15 protein-coding genes are annotated in these 15929 nt (G+C 36.8%); 7 read left to right on the top strand and 8 right to left on the bottom strand.

Features of this window, described 5'->3' with window-relative positions:
- The first annotated feature begins 18 nt into the window (after positions 1 to 18).
- The 7 genes from SB679_RS06980 to SB679_RS06950 all read left to right on the top strand — a co-directional run bounded on the left by SB679_RS06980 (position 19) and on the right by SB679_RS06950 (position 6499).
- A complete protein-coding gene (locus SB679_RS06980; RefSeq protein WP_410701554.1) occupies positions 19 to 846 on the top strand; it encodes a YoaK family protein in 828 nt (275 codons plus the stop codon).
- Positions 847 to 1078: 232 nt separating this feature from the next.
- Positions 1079 to 2863, top strand: a complete 1785-nt coding sequence (mutL, locus tag SB679_RS06975) for a DNA mismatch repair endonuclease MutL (RefSeq protein WP_410701553.1) — start codon at positions 1079 to 1081, stop codon at positions 2861 to 2863.
- 2 nt (positions 2864 to 2865) lie between these two features.
- Complete coding sequence (locus SB679_RS06970) at positions 2866 to 3600, top strand: rhomboid family intramembrane serine protease (protein WP_410701552.1); 735 nt, start codon at positions 2866 to 2868, stop codon at positions 3598 to 3600.
- 9 nt (positions 3601 to 3609) lie between these two features.
- Positions 3610 to 4599, top strand: coding sequence for an endonuclease/exonuclease/phosphatase family protein (locus SB679_RS06965; RefSeq protein WP_410701551.1), 990 nt, complete (start codon positions 3610 to 3612; stop codon positions 4597 to 4599).
- A 30-nt stretch (positions 4600 to 4629) separates the two neighbouring features.
- Complete coding sequence (locus tag SB679_RS06960; RefSeq protein WP_410701550.1) at positions 4630 to 5652, top strand: endonuclease/exonuclease/phosphatase family protein; 1023 nt, start codon at positions 4630 to 4632, stop codon at positions 5650 to 5652.
- A 4-nt stretch (positions 5653 to 5656) separates the two neighbouring features.
- On the top strand, positions 5657 to 6016 hold the full coding sequence (locus SB679_RS06955) for a hypothetical protein (protein ID WP_410701549.1): 360 nt from the start codon (positions 5657 to 5659) through the stop codon (positions 6014 to 6016).
- 39 nt (positions 6017 to 6055) lie between these two features.
- Positions 6056 to 6499 (top strand): hypothetical protein, encoded by a 444-nt coding sequence (locus SB679_RS06950; protein WP_034709069.1) that lies wholly within the window; start codon positions 6056 to 6058, stop codon positions 6497 to 6499.
- 40 nt (positions 6500 to 6539) lie between these two features.
- Here SB679_RS06950 and SB679_RS06945 read toward each other — a convergent pair whose 3' ends face one another.
- The 8 genes from SB679_RS06945 to murC form a co-directional block, all read right to left on the bottom strand.
- Complete coding sequence (locus SB679_RS06945; protein ID WP_410701548.1) at positions 6540 to 8054, bottom strand: GH3 auxin-responsive promoter family protein; 1515 nt, start codon at positions 8052 to 8054, stop codon at positions 6540 to 6542.
- A 106-nt stretch (positions 8055 to 8160) separates the two neighbouring features.
- Positions 8161 to 8571, bottom strand: a complete 411-nt coding sequence (locus tag SB679_RS06940; RefSeq protein ID WP_034709072.1) for a BrxA/BrxB family bacilliredoxin — start codon at positions 8569 to 8571, stop codon at positions 8161 to 8163.
- Positions 8572 to 9013: 442 nt separating this feature from the next.
- Positions 9014 to 9460 carry a GatB/YqeY domain-containing protein gene (locus tag SB679_RS06935; protein ID WP_410701547.1) on the bottom strand — a complete coding sequence of 149 codons (447 nt, stop codon included), beginning with the start codon at positions 9458 to 9460 and terminating at the stop codon, positions 9014 to 9016.
- A 7-nt stretch (positions 9461 to 9467) separates the two neighbouring features.
- Positions 9468 to 10040, bottom strand: a complete 573-nt coding sequence (locus SB679_RS06930; protein ID WP_410701546.1) for a cysteine hydrolase family protein — start codon at positions 10038 to 10040, stop codon at positions 9468 to 9470.
- A gap of 15 nt (positions 10041 to 10055) precedes the next feature.
- Positions 10056 to 11975, bottom strand: coding sequence for a cell division protein FtsZ (ftsZ, locus tag SB679_RS06925; RefSeq protein ID WP_410701545.1), 1920 nt, complete (start codon positions 11973 to 11975; stop codon positions 10056 to 10058).
- 14 nt (positions 11976 to 11989) lie between these two features.
- Positions 11990 to 13375, bottom strand: coding sequence for a cell division protein FtsA (ftsA, locus tag SB679_RS06920; protein WP_410701544.1), 1386 nt, complete (start codon positions 13373 to 13375; stop codon positions 11990 to 11992).
- 103 nt (positions 13376 to 13478) lie between these two features.
- The gene (locus tag SB679_RS06915; RefSeq protein WP_410701543.1) at positions 13479 to 14441 is read right to left on the bottom strand and encodes a cell division protein FtsQ/DivIB; all 963 of its coding nucleotides are present in this window, start codon (positions 14439 to 14441) and stop codon (positions 13479 to 13481) included.
- Positions 14442 to 14542: 101 nt separating this feature from the next.
- On the bottom strand, positions 14543 to 15901 hold the full coding sequence (gene murC / locus SB679_RS06910; RefSeq protein ID WP_410701542.1) for a UDP-N-acetylmuramate--L-alanine ligase: 1359 nt from the start codon (positions 15899 to 15901) through the stop codon (positions 14543 to 14545).
- Positions 15902 to 15929: the final 28 nt, after the last annotated feature.

Raw genomic sequence — 15929 nt, 5'->3', positions numbered from 1 at the left:
CCTTAAAAAGAAACAAAAATGTTAAGAAATTATAGTAACAGCAGGACATTGGGAGACAACATCAGGTTGGGGACGCTGACCGCCTTTACGGCGGGTACTATAAATATAGCATCCCTATTGATTTTTCTCTCTTTTACCTCAAATGTAACAGGGCATTATGCCATTTTAGCCGCTGAAATAAGCAAAGGAAACTGGACGCAGGTCGCAGTAGTAGGAGGATGGATTTTTCTCTTCTTCTTCGGAAGCTTTCTCGCCAATTTTATGGTCATTAATTTTAATAAAAAGAGTAAATACTTAGCCCACTCTCTACCTATCGTATTGGAAATAATATGTTTGATGTTTGTAGGGATATACGGACAGTTTTATTATCAGAAAACGCTGGAAGAGACAGAATATCTGGTTGCCCTGATGTTGTTTGCAACAGGACTGCAAAACGGTTTGACGGCTAGTATCTCCAATTTTTCAGTAAAAACCACCCACCTTACCGGAACAACTACCGATTTAGGGATTTTACTGTCTATGTTTACCCATAAAAAATACAGGAAAAACGGAGAATTGATCAGCAGGGCAAAACTGCTGCTGAGTATTATGATAGCTTATGTATTAGGAGCCGTATTTTCCGGACTTACGTATTACTATCTCGAGTTTAGAGTATTTTATGTGATCTGTCTGTGTCTTTTAGTGGTCATTGGATATGATGCTTACAAAATTCATTTGAGACACTTCAATACAAGATACCGATATGCCAGAATCTATAAAAAACCAACCCTTTTGGCTTATTTATATGATAAGATTCATGGCGAGACAGAAAGGAAAGAAAAGAGAAAACTCGTATTTGAAGAATAAAAGAACAAATTTCAGTATTAATTTTGTGTAAACTAGCTGTGAATCAATCCTCTATTTGTATATTGCAAGTAGGGGATTGTTCTTTTTGAAAATAAGTATGAAAAAGAAATAGGCCTCTGGGGTGATTTGCGGCAAGATTGTTGATTTGTTGATAATTAAATTTTAATTCACGGTTTTAATATTTTAATTCCCGTTTTCATTGACTATTTTTGTAAGTTGATTTACGTTTTTTATGTCAGATATTATTCAGCTTTTACCGGATCATGTTGCCAACCAAATTGCGGCAGGGGAAGTGGTGCAGAGACCTGCGTCCATTGTGAAAGAACTTTTGGAGAATGCAATAGATGCGGATTCCGCTAAAATAGAGCTGATTATAAGAGATGCCGGGAAAAACCTTATTCAGGTGGTGGATGATGGAAAGGGAATGTCTGAGACAGATGCAAGAATGGCATTTGAAAGACATGCAACTTCCAAAATCCGGGGAACGGAAGATATCTTTAAAATCTCTACAAAAGGTTTTCGTGGAGAGGCGCTAGCTTCTATTGCTGCTGTTTCTCAGGTTGAACTGAGAACAAAACAGAAAGATGCGGCAATCGGAACCAATATCTATATCGAAGGTGGAGTGTTTCAGTTTCAGGATCCGATCCAAACTGCCGACGGATGTAATTTTTTAGTCAAAAATCTTTTCTATAATGTTCCCGCCAGAAGAAAATTTCTTAAAAACAACAATGTAGAATTCAGACATGTTATCGATGAATTCCAGCGTGTTGCCCTGGCTCATGAAAATCTGGAATTTTCTTTATTTCATGACGATGAGCCGGTATTCAGATTAAGAAAAGGAAGCCAGATGCAGCGTATTGTAGATATTTTCGGAAGAAAACTGCAGCCGCAACTGATTCCTATCAAAGAAGATATTACCTGGTGTAAACTTCACGGATTTGTTGCCAAACCGGAAGGCGCCAAGAAAACCAGAGGCGAACAGTTTCTTTTCGTTAACGGAAGATTCTTTAAAAGCCCATATTTTAACAAAGCGGTTCAGGAAGCTTTTGAAGGGCTTCTTATGCCGGGTTACGTGCCTACTTTTTTCCTTTTCCTGGAGCTTGATCCGGAAAAGATTGATGTGAATATCCACCCGCAGAAAACAGAAGTAAAGTTTGAGGATGAACACCTTATTTTTGCATTGCTGCGTTCAACGATAAAAAGATCTTTAGGAATTTATAATGTAGCGCCAAGTCTTGATTTTGAAAGAGATCCCGAGTTGGATGATATGATGCAGAATACCTTTCCAAGTAAGGCGAATAGCAGAGGAGGAACCCTGAAAATGCCTGAAATTATTGTCGATAAAGACTATAACCCATTCCTGGAAGAAAAGCAGTTTATGCAAACCGAAATGCAGAATCTTTCGGAAATGTATTATCAGAATATTGCTGCCGAACCATCTAAGATCAATTTATTCGAAGACGAAGATTTTGATGAAGATCTTATGAGGCTTCCGAACGGATACTGGCTCTTCAATAAAGGCGACAAAGTGTTGATGCTTGATCTCGGAAGAATGCACAGGCTGATGGTTTCAGAGCATAACAAACCTCTGAAAAAAGGAACAACCAACAGTCATTCCCTGCTTTTTTCGTTAGAATATCATATGAATGAGATTGAAAAGAATAAATATCAATCGATCAAAAAATATCTTCCGACCCTGGGATTTGAAATGAAAATTGCTCACGAAAATGTACTGAGCATTGATGCCGTTCCTGAAGGCCTGAAAGAAACGCAGGTAATGAAATTCCTGGAAAATCTTTTTGATATCCTGGAATATAAAACGGAAGAAGAATTTTTACAGTTCTATCACAACCAGTGGAACAAAATGCAGTCGAAATCCAGATTCGATTTTATTTATAAAAAAGATGCGGAACAGCTTATTAAAGACTTTACAGCATTAGGCTTTCCGGAATTTTTACCAAACGGCAAAAGATGCTTCTTTGAAGTTCCGTTTAATGATTTTAAAAACAAATTTTAAAAATGTTTAACAATATACCACCGATTACAAGAAATATTATCATTATAAATGTCATAATGTTTATTGCCACATTTTTTCTTCCACATTTAGATGATATACTTGCAGCTTATTACCCTTTTTCACCCAACTTCAGGTCATGGCAGATCATTACGCATATGTTTATGCATGGAGGGTATATGCATATCATATTCAATATGTTTACGCTTTTTAGTTTTGGACCGATTCTAGAGCAGGTTTTAGGTGAGAAAAAATATCTAATTCTTTATTTTGTCAGTGGTTTAGGTGCTTTTGCGTTATACAATCTCTGGAATTTTGTAGAAGTGCAGCAGGTATCAGCAGCTTTGGAAAATTTGGGAGTTAATGTAGCCGATATATACACGCAAGCAAGTATTAGTTATACAGGAAATGTTGGTGCCAATATAAAAACACCTGAACAAGTTGAACTTTTTAGAACATTATATTCTATACTAAGATCTCCTATGTTAGGTGCCTCTGGAGCAATTTTCGGTGTGATAGCAGCTTTTGCAGCTCTGTATCCTGACGCAAAGATTATGATTATGTTTATTCCGGTTCCTGTAAAAGTAAAATATATATTGCCAATAATTATTGTAGTTTCTATATTTTTAGGTATTTCCGGAAATGTAGGCGGTATTGCCCATTTTGCACATGTAGGAGGTGCTTTGGTAGGATTTCTTCTGGCGATGATCTGGAAGAAAAAATTATACAGAACCCATTAATACGGTCTGATGAAAGTCTTCCGTCTTATATTGCTGATTCTGCATGTTGGAATCCTGTTTTTATTGCTAGGCACCTTACTGAATGCTTATGTTCCGCCTAAAATATTTCCATGGTTTAATCTGCTTTCGTTAGGATTTCCTTTTCTTATGATTTCCTATGTCGTACTGACCTTTTTCTGGATTTTCAGCTGGAAGAAAAGAGCATTTGTTTTTATGCTATTAGGACTGTTTTTTCTGAATCCTGTAAAAAGATGGATCAATTATTCTTCTGATCCAAAGGAAACAGCCGATCTTAAAATTGTGTCTTTTAATACCAGAGGGGGTATTATGGGTGTGGAAGAGATTAATAAATACTTGGGAACTCTTGGAGCAGATGTTATTCTTTTACAGGAAAACCCAGGTGATGGATTTGATATGAAAGGGTATGAGAAAAAAAATAACGGTGGGGGCATTACTGTATTAACAAAATATAAGATTATAAGCTGGAAGATTATTGAACCTAGTAGTGGAGATTCAAGGATACCCGGAACCCAAACAGACATTGAAATAAGAGGGAAAATATACAGATTCATTAATGTATACCTTCATCCGTTTAAGTTTGAAAAAGAGATGGTTAAGCTTAACGGAAATACTGATGCAGATGAAGAAAAGGTGAAGAATATTGTAGGGAGACTTATTCCTACATTCAAAAAACATCAGGATCAGATTGCAGTTATCCGGGATGCTGTTGAAAATTCACCATATCCTGTTATATTATCTGGCGATTTTAATTCGGTTCCGAATTCTTATGAATATTACCACTTGTCGGAAGGTTTGGAAGATGCATTTTTTACAGTTGGTAAAGGCAGTGCAACCAGCTTTCATGATTATAAATTTCCGATTAGGATTGACTATGTTTTTTCATCAAAATCAATAACTCCAATCAGTTATAAAGTAGACCGTTCTGTGGATATTTCAGACCATTATCCGGTGATTGCTACATTTTCGTTACAGAAATAATAATCATAAAGTTAGTTAAAATTATTAGTCTTGGTAGGGTTTTTGCTTAAAAAACAGGGTACCCAGACTGTTATTTTCATGAAGCTGAACCATATACTATTATTTTCACATATTGCAGTTGTTGTCCTTCTGTTATGTACACTAGGAAACGCATGGATTCCGCCTAATATTTTAGGAAATTTAAACCTTCTTTCTCTAGGTTTTCCTTATCTCATTGCTGTTCATATTATATTTACAGTGATTTGGATTATTCAAAGAAAAAAAATAGCTATTGCTTTTGCACTAGGAACCCTTATTTTCTATAACCCCATAAGAAGATGGGTTAATTTCTCTCCCAAAACAGAAAATCAAAAGTCAATCAGAGATATTAAAGTCCTTACTTTTAATGTAAAGTACGGTGATTTCGGATGGGACAAGGTGAAAAAATACATCAGAGAGCAGGATGCTGATATCATCCTTGTTCAGGAAAAAGATACCAATAGAGCATTAAGAAAGGATATGGTGAAATATCCTACCGTTATCCTGAAAACAAAACACCGTATTGTAAGACAGGCTGAACTTATTGAGGATAAATCGAGAGGTAATTCGTTTTATGCGGATATTGATATCAACGGAAGGATTATAAGGGTTGTGAATGTCTATTTAGAACCTTTCAGACTTCATAAATCAATGCTTCAGTTTGATGGATTTGGGAAAGAACAAGGTAAAATATCAACGCTGCTTGCTCATATGACGCCCACTTTTAGGGCTCATGAAGAACAAATTAAAAAAATCAGAAAGGCTGTAGATTCTTCACCTTATCCTGTGATTTTGGCAGGTGATTTTAACTCTGTTCCCAACTCTTATGAATATTATAATTTAGGAAAAGATCTTCAGGATGCTTTTCTAACGGTCGGAAACGGTATTTCTACCAGTTTCCATGATTATAAAGTGCCTTTGAGAATTGATTATATCTTCAGTTCTAAATCACTTATTCCTTTGACTTATAAAGTAGATCAGTCTGTGAAATTATCGGATCACTATCCTGTAATTGCGGAATTTCTGCTAAATTAGTTCCATGAAAAATTTAGTATTTACGGTTTTCGTTTTTTCAGTTGTATTGACGGCTTGCTCTAAAAAAGAAACAGCCGGATTTGCTGCACAGGAAGACGTAAAGGTGCAGTATGATACTGCCGCCATTGATTCTTTTTCGAATGGTGCTGCTTCAATGGATGTTGTGCGCCGTATCAAAATGTCTTCACAAAAGTATCAGGACTCCCTGAAACAGGCAAAAATACTTCAGGACCAGGAAAAAAAGCTTAAAGAAGAGCTTGAAAAAGATAACAAGAAAAAGCTTGAAGAAGAAAAGAAGAAAACGGACGAAGGAAAACAAAAAGCTTCCGCTGCTTCCACACAAAATGAAAACAAAAACCAATAAAAGTTTTTATATTTAAAACCATCATAAAAAATATATAATATGAAAAAACAAATCTTAACAGTAATGGCAGTCGCTGCATTTGCTGTATCATGTACGAAAACAACGACAAAGACAGAACAGGTAGAAAATCCTGATGGATCAGTTACCACCACCAGTACAACTGTTACCCAAGGTTCAGATGCTCTGGATACTGCGAAAATTAACAAGACAAAAGAAGATGTAAAGTCGAAAGTTGATGAAGCGGGAAATAAAATCGATAATGCTGCCCAGAAAGCAAAAGAAGATATCAAAGCAAAAGCTGATGAGGCTGGTAATAAAATAGACAACGCTGTACAGAAAACGAAGGAAGATCTTCATAAAGCCGGAAAAGACATTAAATCCGGAGCTAAAGAAATCGGAAGCGATGCAAAGGGAGCAGCCGCAAAAGGTGCTCAGAAAGTGGAAGATGGCGCTAAAAAATTAAAAGAAGATTTAAATAAATAACGAAATGAAAACCGGCAGCCTGATCAGGCTGCCGGTTTTTTTATTGATTAAGTTCCAGTAAAGGATCTATGTATTCTCTGTCGTTGCTTAGTCTTGGTACCTTATTCTGACCGCCCAGCTTTCCTTTAGATTCCAGCCAGTTATAGAATAGGTTAGGTTTGGCAATATGAACAATAGGTTTCTTAAGCGTGATATTGTTGTATCTTTTTGCTTCATAGTCAGAATTCACCGTTTTTAAATGCTGGTCAAAAGCATCTACGAAACGTTCTAAATCATCAGGAGTTTGGCTGAACTCAAAGATCCATTCATGGGCACCACTTTCATTTTCTTTCATAAATACCGGAGCTCCTGTGAAATCGGTAATACAAGCTCCTGTACTTTCGCACGCCATGGAAATTGCAGACTCTACATTAGTAATCATCAGCTCTTCTCCAAATGCATTGATATAATGTTTAGTTCTTCCCGTAATTTTTATCCTAAAAGGGTTTGTGGAAGTAAATACAACCGTATCTCCAATGAGGTATCTCCATAAACCACCGTTCGTGGTAATGACCATAGCATAATTCTTACCTACTTCAACATCTTCTAAATTAACTGTTTTCGGATCTGAAGAATGGAAATGTTCCATAGGGATAAACTCGTAGAAAATTCCGTAATCAAGCATCAACAGCATTTCATCACTGTCAGATCTGTCCTGGATACCAAAGAATCCTTCAGAAGCATTGTAAATTTCGTAGTAATTGATGTTTTTTCCGATGATCTGCTTGTATTGCTCCCTGTAGGGCTTAAAACTGATTCCGCCGTGAAAAAACACCTCTAAATTAGGCCACAGCTCGGAAATATTGTTAATGTCGGTTTCCTTTAGCACTCTTTGCAGAAGAACGAGCATCCAGCTGGGAACTCCCAGGATACTTCCCACATCTTCATTTTTCACTTCAGAAGTAATCGCTCTCAGTTTGCTTTCCCATTCACCCATTAAAGACACCTTTTTGCTGGGAGTCGTTGTTATTTCTACCCAAAACGGAAGGTTATCAATTAAAATGGCCGAGAGATCACCAAACTTGGTGTTGAAATCAGCATAGAGTTCAGAACTTCCTCCCAGACGTAGGTTTTTATTGGTGAAAAGCTGGTTTTCCGGATGGTTGTTGGCATAAATCGAAACCATATCTTTTCCGGCTTTCATGTGGCAGTATTCCAGACTTTCCGCAGAAATGGGAATAAATTTACTTTTGGCATTGGTGGTTCCCGAAGATTTTGCAAAATGCTTGATGTATCCGGGCCAGCTTACGTCTTTTTGCCCCTGGCGTGCTTTTTCAATATAAGGTTCAAAATCTTCATAAGAAACGATAGGAACCTTGTTTTTGAAGTCCTGATAGCTGGAAATGGAATTGAAGCCATATTTTCTCCCATATTCAGTATCCTCGGCATGAAACAGTTGGGAAAATAAGATACCCTTTTGTGTTTCAATGGGATGGTCCATGAAATTTTGTATCTGATCTATCCGCTGACGGATAAACCAATTGACTACCGTATTGAAAAGTGCTTTCGTTGCCATTCCAACAAATATAATGATATTTGATTTTTTGCAAGAGTTTTTTTACAGGATTACATAAAAAAACCGCTACAAATTTGTAACGGTCTATATTTAGATTTATTGTTTCTTAGCAATACTCATCGTAAGCAGCCTGTAGATTGGCGGCAATTGCTCCTGCAGGATTTCCTTCAATGTGATGTCTTTCCAGCATATGAACCAATTCTCCGTCTTTGAAAAGCGCTACACATGGAGAACTTGGAGGGAAAGGAGCCAAGTGCTTTCTTGCTTCAGATACAGCTTCTGTATCAAAACCAGCGAAAACCGTTGTTAAATGATCAGGTTTTTTATCTCCTGTTAAAGAATACACCACTCCAGGTCTTGCAGCACCCGCTGCACATCCGCATACAGAGTTGATCACTAATAGAGTCGTTCCGGACTGCTTTAATGCTTCTTCTACTTTTGCAGGCGTTGTTAAATCTTCGAAACCTTTATCTGTAAGTTCAGCCTTCATAGGCATCACTAAATCTGTTGGATACATATTTTTGTTTTTTAAATCTATGCAAAGTTAAACAATTCTTTACGTTTGTTCAATATATAAAAACTATTAGCCGATTAGGAAAACAAAATTAACTAGATATTAATTATTTAACAATATTCAAAAAAAAGTGAATTAAGTATATGTATAATTGAAAATAATTACTAAATTTGAAATGATTCTAAAAACAAATAACCATGAAAAATACATTTATTGCTTTCCCTCAAGCAAATGAATTTTTTAGTACTGACCGAAGGCGCTGATAAGAATGTGCCCTTTCCGTTTTGAGTAAACCGGAATAATGATCTTGAATATCCCAAAATGAAGCCCGAAACTTTTCCAGTTTCGGGCTTCTTTAATCAAATCGATATGCAAAGGATGTATATCCGTACAATAAAATAGTTAATGGTTGTAATGGAGGAGAATTTTCATCCATTCCCCAGAACTAAGAAAGGAGTTTTTTTGCCATTTCGGAGATGCTTTTTCCATCTGATTTTCCGGCAAACGTTTTTGAGGCAACTCCCATTACCTTTCCTAAATCTTTGATAGATTCAGCGCCGGTTTCTGAAATAATTTTCTTCATTTCAGCTTCCAGTTCTTCTGCAGAAAGCTGCTGAGGCAAGAATTTCTCAATAACTTTCATCTGAGCATCTTCTACTTCTGCCAAGTCATTTCTGTCTTGTGTTGCAAACTGTTCGTAAGAATCCTTACGTTGTTTGATCATTCTCTGTAAAATAGCAATTTCCTGCTCTTCTGAAACTTCTGCACCTCTGGCTTCTGTTTTTAGAAGAAGAATCTGTGATTTCACCGCACGAAGAGAATCCAGAGCTACTCTGTCTTTCTCTCTCATTGCTGTTTTTATAGCTTCGCTAATTATAATTTCTAGTGACATATTCTTTTTATTGACCAAGCAGTTTTATAAGCCCGGTAGTGTTTGTAACTGTTGCAAACTCATTATTTAAACATGCTAATTCCATGTTATGAATGTCTTGAGCCGAATATTTTTCTCCATTGATTCCAACTCTGTCAAATGTCGCACATGCATCTTCAATAAGATAGGTAGTAAAACCGAAATTACCGGACATTCTTGTCGTTGTACTTACACAATGTATCGTTGTAAGACCTGTTATAACAATGTTTTCTATGGATAACTTATCTAAAGTCTCTTTTAAATTGGTTCCAATAAAACTGCTGTTAACATTCTTTTTAATTAGATATTCGTTTTCTAAAGGAATGAAATCATCTTTTAATGCATTTCCGGCGTTGCTTTCGTGTAACAAAGATTGAGGATCTTCCGAGCAATGCTGAATAATAAAAACAGGTAACTGCTGCTTTCTGAAAACTTCGAGAATTTTCTTTGCATTTTCTTCAGCCATAGGGTTGTTTCTGTTTCCTCCCCAATATTCTGTATCGTCAAATCCTTTTTGGATATCTACGACAAGAAGTGCTGTATTTTTGTTTAATGATTTCATTCTTTAATTCAAAAACTAATCAACATCTTTATTTAAAAATCTGTTTTCTCTGATTTGCATAGAACCGTTGTTATCAGACAAATAGGTATTGATATTTTGATCTGAAGCATTGGTTCCGTCAAGGGAAATATTTTTTCTCTTGAAAGCAGGAACAGATTCAAATTCATTAGACGCATCAAAACTCTGATAGCGTGAATTGAATTCTTTTAATTTATTTCTTCTTTCAATCACTCTTTCCTGCTCTGCAGTTTTATTCACAAAAGTGAATTCTGTTTCATCAGTTTTTGGAGTTTCAATTTCTATTTTGTTCTCAAAAGTTGGTCTTTCTTCAGTTTTCGGACTTTCTTTAATGGTCTGCTGAAAGATATTTTCTGCTCTCTGAATAGGCTCTTCCACTACCTGGCTTACCGTATTCGTTGGCATGCTTGCTTCCGCTTTTGGATGTCCGTAATCTGTTTTAGACTCATTAACCGGCTCATTCACGAAAAAACTGAATTCAACAGGTTTTTCCTGAGAGTATGAATTGGTAGTAGGCTCTTCTTTTTTGTTGTCAAAATCAAAGGTGAATGATTGAGTTTCCAGGTCGTTGGACTCTTCTTCTTCATCATCGATAGAGAATAGACTGAAAGCTTCTTCCTGATCCTGTTCTTCATCGTTTCTCCAGTGCTGCGCAACATCTCCTACCGTATCTTCCTCTCTTTCAGAGAATTTTATTTCTGTGGTAACGTCCTCATCGCCAATAATCATTTTTTTTTCAGAAGAAGACATTTTGAAGTTCTGAGTATCCTGATCTTCATCGTCTAGTCTGAAAAGGTTTTTACCTCCAAAATCATATCCTGGCTCCGGTGCAGCTTCTCTTTCTTCTCTTGATTTAAAAGGAGAGGCTTTAGACGGATCCAATCTGTCATTTAATCCAATTCTGATTTTTTCTGTAGTACCGGCAAACTTTTTATTGTCGTTTGAGAACCCTGTTGCAATAACAAGAACACTTACTGCGTCTCCTAATTCTTCATCAGCTCCTACTCCGAAAATAATATCTGCTGTATTTCCAGCTTCTTTCTGGATGTGGTCCATGATGATACCGATCTCATCCATCGTTACTTCTTCAGCACCGCTTCTGATCAACAATAATACATTTTTGGCACCTGTGATCTTATTGTCATTCAATAATGGTGAATCCAATGCTTTTCTTACTGCTTCTGCAGCTTTATTTTCACCTGAAGCAGATCCTGTAGACATCAATGCTGTCCCAGAATTTTGAAGCACAGATTTAGCATCTCTAAAGTCAATGTTTACATCAAAATATCCTGTAATAACTTCTGCCATCCCTTTGGCTGCATTGGTTAATACTTCATCGGCTTTTGAGAAACCCTGTTTGAATCCAAGGTTTCCGAACTGCTGTCTTAGTTTATCGTTATTGATTACAATTAATGAATCAACATTATTTCTTAGTTTGTCAAGACCATTTTCGGCCTGCTCAAGTCTTCTTTTTCCTTCGAAACTGAAAGGAACGGTAACAATTCCTACCGTTAAGATGCCCATGTCTTTTGCCACTTTAGCAATAACAGGAGCCGCACCAGTTCCGGTTCCACCGCCCATTCCGGCAGTGATAAAAACCATTTTGGTATTTTGTCCCATAGCCGCTTTGATTTCTTCAATGCTTTCGATGGCTGATTTTTCTCCTACTTCAGGATCAGCACCTGCACCGAGCCCTTCAGTGATGGTTGTACCCAACTGAACTTTATTAGCAACGGGGTTATTATCCAACGTTTGAGCATCCGTGTTACAGACCACGAAATCAACTCCGTGAATACCTTTTTCGTACATGTGCTTTAGGGCGTTGTTTCCACCGCCACCTACACCAATTACTTTTATGATTGATGAATTTCCTTTTGGTAAATCAAATGAAAATCCTTGTGTGCCTATATTTTCCATTATGTCTGTATTTACTATTCTACTTCTTCAAAGAATTTTTTAACTTTTTCCATAAGCGACTGTCCGAAAGTAAGTCTTGCCGCTCTTTTATTTTCCTGTTGTTCTCTTGCTGTTTCCTGTTCCTGAACAGGCGTCGCTGGCTGGGGAGCAACATTGGTGTCAACTGTTTTTGCTGCCACTTCTAGTTGCTGTTTTTCCAGGACGGCTTCTTCTTCATCTATGATTATCTGCTTTTTGTCGCGGATTTTTAAACTTTCCATTAATAACCCGATAGACGTTGCAAATTCAGGACCTTTTAAGAACTGGTTTTTATCGTTAGCAATATATTCGTTAGCGAAACCTATTCTGCTGTCGAAACCTGTGGTATAATTAGCAAGCTGACGAAGGTATTTCAGGTTGGAACCACCTCCTGTCAGAACAATTCCAGCTATCAATTTTTTCTTTTGTTCGAAAGCGCCATAGGCTTTCAACTCTGTATTCACCATTTCCAGGATTTCTTCAACCCTTGCATTGATAATCTGTGCCAAGGTTTTAAGAGAAATCTCTTTGTCTGGTCTTCCGTGAAGTCCCGGTATTGTTACAAAGGTACTGTCTTTTTCCAGTTCGGGAACGGCAGAACCAAATTTTACTTTCAGTTGTTCTGCGTGTTTTTCTATAATGGAACAGCCTTCTTTGATATCTTCCGTAATAATTCCGCCACCGTAAGGGATGACACAGGTATGACGAATGATATTATCTTTAAATATAGCGATATCTGTTGTACCACCACCTATATCTACGATGGCAACACCCGCTTCTTTTTCTTCTTTGGTAAGAACGGCTTCTGAAGACGCCAGAGGCTCTAAAGTAAGCGCTTCCATTTCCAATCCGGCTTCTCTTACACATCTTGCAATGTTTCTGATGCTGCCCATTTGTCCTACGACAACGTGGAAATTGGCTTCTAAACGTTTTCCGTGCATTCCTACAGGTTCCTGAATTTCACCTTCGGAATCCACTTTATATTCTTGAGGAAGGACATGGATAATTTCTTCTCCAGGAAGCATAACCAGCTTTTTTACCTGATCTTTTAAAGCTTCTATATCGTCATCCGTGATAAATTTATCAGGATGTTCACGCATTATATAATCGGAGTGCTGCAGAGAGCGGATGTGCTTTCCTGCAATACCTACAGTGACTTTTCGGATGGGAACACCAGCACTGGACTGTGCTTCAGACACAGCAGCCTTGATGGAATTAATGGTCTGCGAGATATTGTTCACAATACCTTTGTGAACGCCAAGACTTTTGGCCTTTCCTACACCGAGAACTTCAATCTTCCCGTGTGCATTCCTCCTTCCGACAATCGCGACTATCTTTGTTGTCCCGATGTCCAGACCTACTGAATACTCTTGATTTTCCATTTTTTATATCGATTTGATTTTTTTTATGTTTTTTTTCAGTCTTTAATTTTAATACAGAAGCAGTAGCACTTGATTTGTTATTATACTACCGTTTCCGGGTTTTCTATTCTATTTTCACTTTTGCCTTTGCTTTGGGCGCCGGTTTTTTTTCAGTCTTTTTTTGAGTTTCTTTTGGTTTTGTTGCTATTTTATTTTTTTTACTTTCCTTTGGTTTTGATGAGGTTTTGACTGCTTTTTTAGTCTCTGCCAGTTTATTGGCTGCTTCCGGCTTTTTTGCGACAGGAGTAGGAACTTTTGCCAGTTCTTTATTTCCAGCCATTAAAATACTGTCATTTCCTTTGAAATTCGGATTTAAAGTGGTGACAATCTGGTTTTGATATTTCACAGAAATCATATTGTATTTTTGCGGATCCTGATACACCATGTACTTCTCTATGAACGCTTTGAATCCTTTTACTTTAAATTCTATATTATCCAGATCTCCTATTTCCACTTTATAGTTGCCTTCGCTGGTCAACAGGTTATAATCATCTTTATATTTTGAGATGCCGATGAAGTATTTTTTACTAAAATCATCTTTATCAATTTTTTCTACCAGCTCAGCCAGCTTTTGATATTCATCGGGCTGTACATTTCCAGTTACGAGCATGCAAGGGTGAGAATAGGATCTTGAAATCGGAAATTCTATTCCTTTTTCATCGACATAAAAGTCTTTTCCATCTTTATTCAGCCTGAAAACAGGGACTCTTTGTTTAATATCCAGATTAAGTTTTCCGTTTAGATTCAGATATACATTCGCACTGTCTACAGCTGGAAGCGAATTGATTTTCATTTCCAGTGCGGGAATGTCAAGATCTCCAACGTTCCTTGATGGATTTTCTTTATGTACGATGTCTTTGATATCATTTTCATCGATAAAATAGACCGGAGTTTTCTCATTCATTTTTACAGAAATTTTGTTATCCGTAATCTTCTGGCTGCCGAATCTCTTCAGGGAGAAACTAAGCAGAAAACCAAGGAGGATTACTGTGATAGCAATTTTTAATATTCTGTATTTATTCTTCATAATCTAGTATACAATGTAAAAAATATAATGCACTTATTTGTTTTTATATTTATTTTATTTTTAATTTTTGACTTGTTTGTTGCTGTTTTCTATAATTTGTTTTATTCAGCGCTTAACCATTCTACAATAGGATCATACAGGGTGTCTATATTTCCTGCTCCAACGGTAAGAAGGATGTCAAAATCTTTTCCTTTTATTGTTGCAAACGCATCTGATAATGCGGATACTTCTTTTTGTTCTAACTGTACTTTTTCCAACAGCCAGCTTGAGGTAATTCCTTCAAAATTTTCCTGAAGTTCTCTTGCGGGATAGATGTCAAGAAGAACCAGTTCATCTGCTTTGCTTAAGCTTTGAGCAAAACCATCTGCAAAATCCCTTGTTCTGCTGAAAAGATGAGGCTGGAAAGCCACCAATAATTTTTTATCCGGATAAAAAGTTCTGATTGAGTCTACCACAGCATTGATTTCAGTCGGGTGGTGGGCATAATCGTCAATATAAATTTTACCGTTTTTATAGATATGTTTAGTATATCTTCTTTTAATTCCTTTAAAATTGGCAATTGCTTTCTTTAATGTTTCAAAATCGACTCCTAAATTGTTTAGAATGGCCAGAGCAACTGTTGCATTTTCTACATTATGAATCCCCGGAATGTCCCACACGAAATCCTTTACCGTTTCTGTAGGGGTATGGAAATCGAAATAGATTTTATCATAATCCATACGGAGATTGTCTGAATAGTAATCTGCTTTTTCATTAACCGCATACGTATGGTGGTTTCTGCCGATATCAATTCCTTTTCTTACAAAGAGTTTTTTGTCTTCCGGTACTAATGCCGCAAACTGCTTGAACCCTTCTTCAATATGGCTTACATCACCATAGATATCAAGGTGGTCGGCATCGGTAGAAGTTACCACCGCCCAGTCCGGAGAAAGGCTTAAGAAACTTCTGTCATATTCATCTGCTTCTACTACTGAATAGGCAGAACCGTTGTATAGAAAGTTTGATTTAAAATTCTCGGAAATACCCCCTAAAAAGCATGAAAACGGAAGGTCTGCCTCTTTACATAAATGTGAAAGCAGCGTAGAAGTTGTGGTTTTGCCATGCGTTCCTGCAACGGCAATACATTCTGTATTTTCGGTGATCAGTCCTAAGACTTTTGCGCGTTTTAAAACTTCAAAATTATTTTGGTTAAAATAATCTAAGATATCCAGCTTTTTGATCGCAGGAGTATAAATAATTAAGGTATTTTCTTTTTGAAGGGAAGTGATCCTTTCATCAATACCATCTTCGAAAACAATATCAATACCCTCATTCATTAATAATTGAGTGAGCTTAGTGTTGGTTTTATCATAGCCTAATACTTTTTTACCTGATGCATTGAAATAACGTGCCAAAGCGCTCATTCCGATACCTCCGATTCCAACGAAGTAAAAAGTTTGATATGTTTCTAAATTATTCATTTTTATTTTCTTGTATTTATGTAATATG

It is taken from the genome of Chryseobacterium sp. SIMBA_029 (assembly GCF_046535275.1).
In the GTDB taxonomy this organism is placed as follows: domain Bacteria; phylum Bacteroidota; class Bacteroidia; order Flavobacteriales; family Weeksellaceae; genus Chryseobacterium.
This window is presented reverse-complemented; position numbering and strand designations above follow the sequence as displayed.

What these genes read in the sequence shown, in the direction of transcription:
- SB679_RS06940 (WP_034709072.1), bottom strand. Translation starts at nt 8,571, where the DNA reads ATGTATCCAACAGATTTAGTGATGCCTATGAAGGCTGAACTTACAGAT.
- SB679_RS06930 (WP_410701546.1), bottom strand. Translation starts at nt 10,040, where the DNA reads ATGAAATCATTAAACAAAAATACAGCACTTCTTGTCGTAGATATCCAA.
- ftsA (WP_410701544.1), bottom strand. Translation starts at nt 13,375, where the DNA reads ATGGAAAATCAAGAGTATTCAGTAGGTCTGGACATCGGGACAACAAAG.
- murC (WP_410701542.1), bottom strand. Translation starts at nt 15,901, where the DNA reads ATGAATAATTTAGAAACATATCAAACTTTTTACTTCGTTGGAATCGGA.
- SB679_RS06935 (WP_410701547.1), bottom strand. Translation starts at nt 9,460, where the DNA reads ATGTCACTAGAAATTATAATTAGCGAAGCTATAAAAACAGCAATGAGA.
- ftsZ (WP_410701545.1), bottom strand. Translation starts at nt 11,975, where the DNA reads ATGGAAAATATAGGCACACAAGGATTTTCATTTGATTTACCAAAAGGA.
- SB679_RS06970 (WP_410701552.1), top strand. Translation starts at nt 2,866, where the DNA reads ATGTTTAACAATATACCACCGATTACAAGAAATATTATCATTATAAAT.
- mutL (WP_410701553.1), top strand. Translation starts at nt 1,079, where the DNA reads ATGTCAGATATTATTCAGCTTTTACCGGATCATGTTGCCAACCAAATT.
- SB679_RS06915 (WP_410701543.1), bottom strand. Translation starts at nt 14,441, where the DNA reads ATGAAGAATAAATACAGAATATTAAAAATTGCTATCACAGTAATCCTC.
- SB679_RS06950 (WP_034709069.1), top strand. Translation starts at nt 6,056, where the DNA reads ATGAAAAAACAAATCTTAACAGTAATGGCAGTCGCTGCATTTGCTGTA.
- SB679_RS06955 (WP_410701549.1), top strand. Translation starts at nt 5,657, where the DNA reads ATGAAAAATTTAGTATTTACGGTTTTCGTTTTTTCAGTTGTATTGACG.
- SB679_RS06980 (WP_410701554.1), top strand. Translation starts at nt 19, where the DNA reads ATGTTAAGAAATTATAGTAACAGCAGGACATTGGGAGACAACATCAGG.
- SB679_RS06965 (WP_410701551.1), top strand. Translation starts at nt 3,610, where the DNA reads ATGAAAGTCTTCCGTCTTATATTGCTGATTCTGCATGTTGGAATCCTG.
- SB679_RS06945 (WP_410701548.1), bottom strand. Translation starts at nt 8,054, where the DNA reads ATGGCAACGAAAGCACTTTTCAATACGGTAGTCAATTGGTTTATCCGT.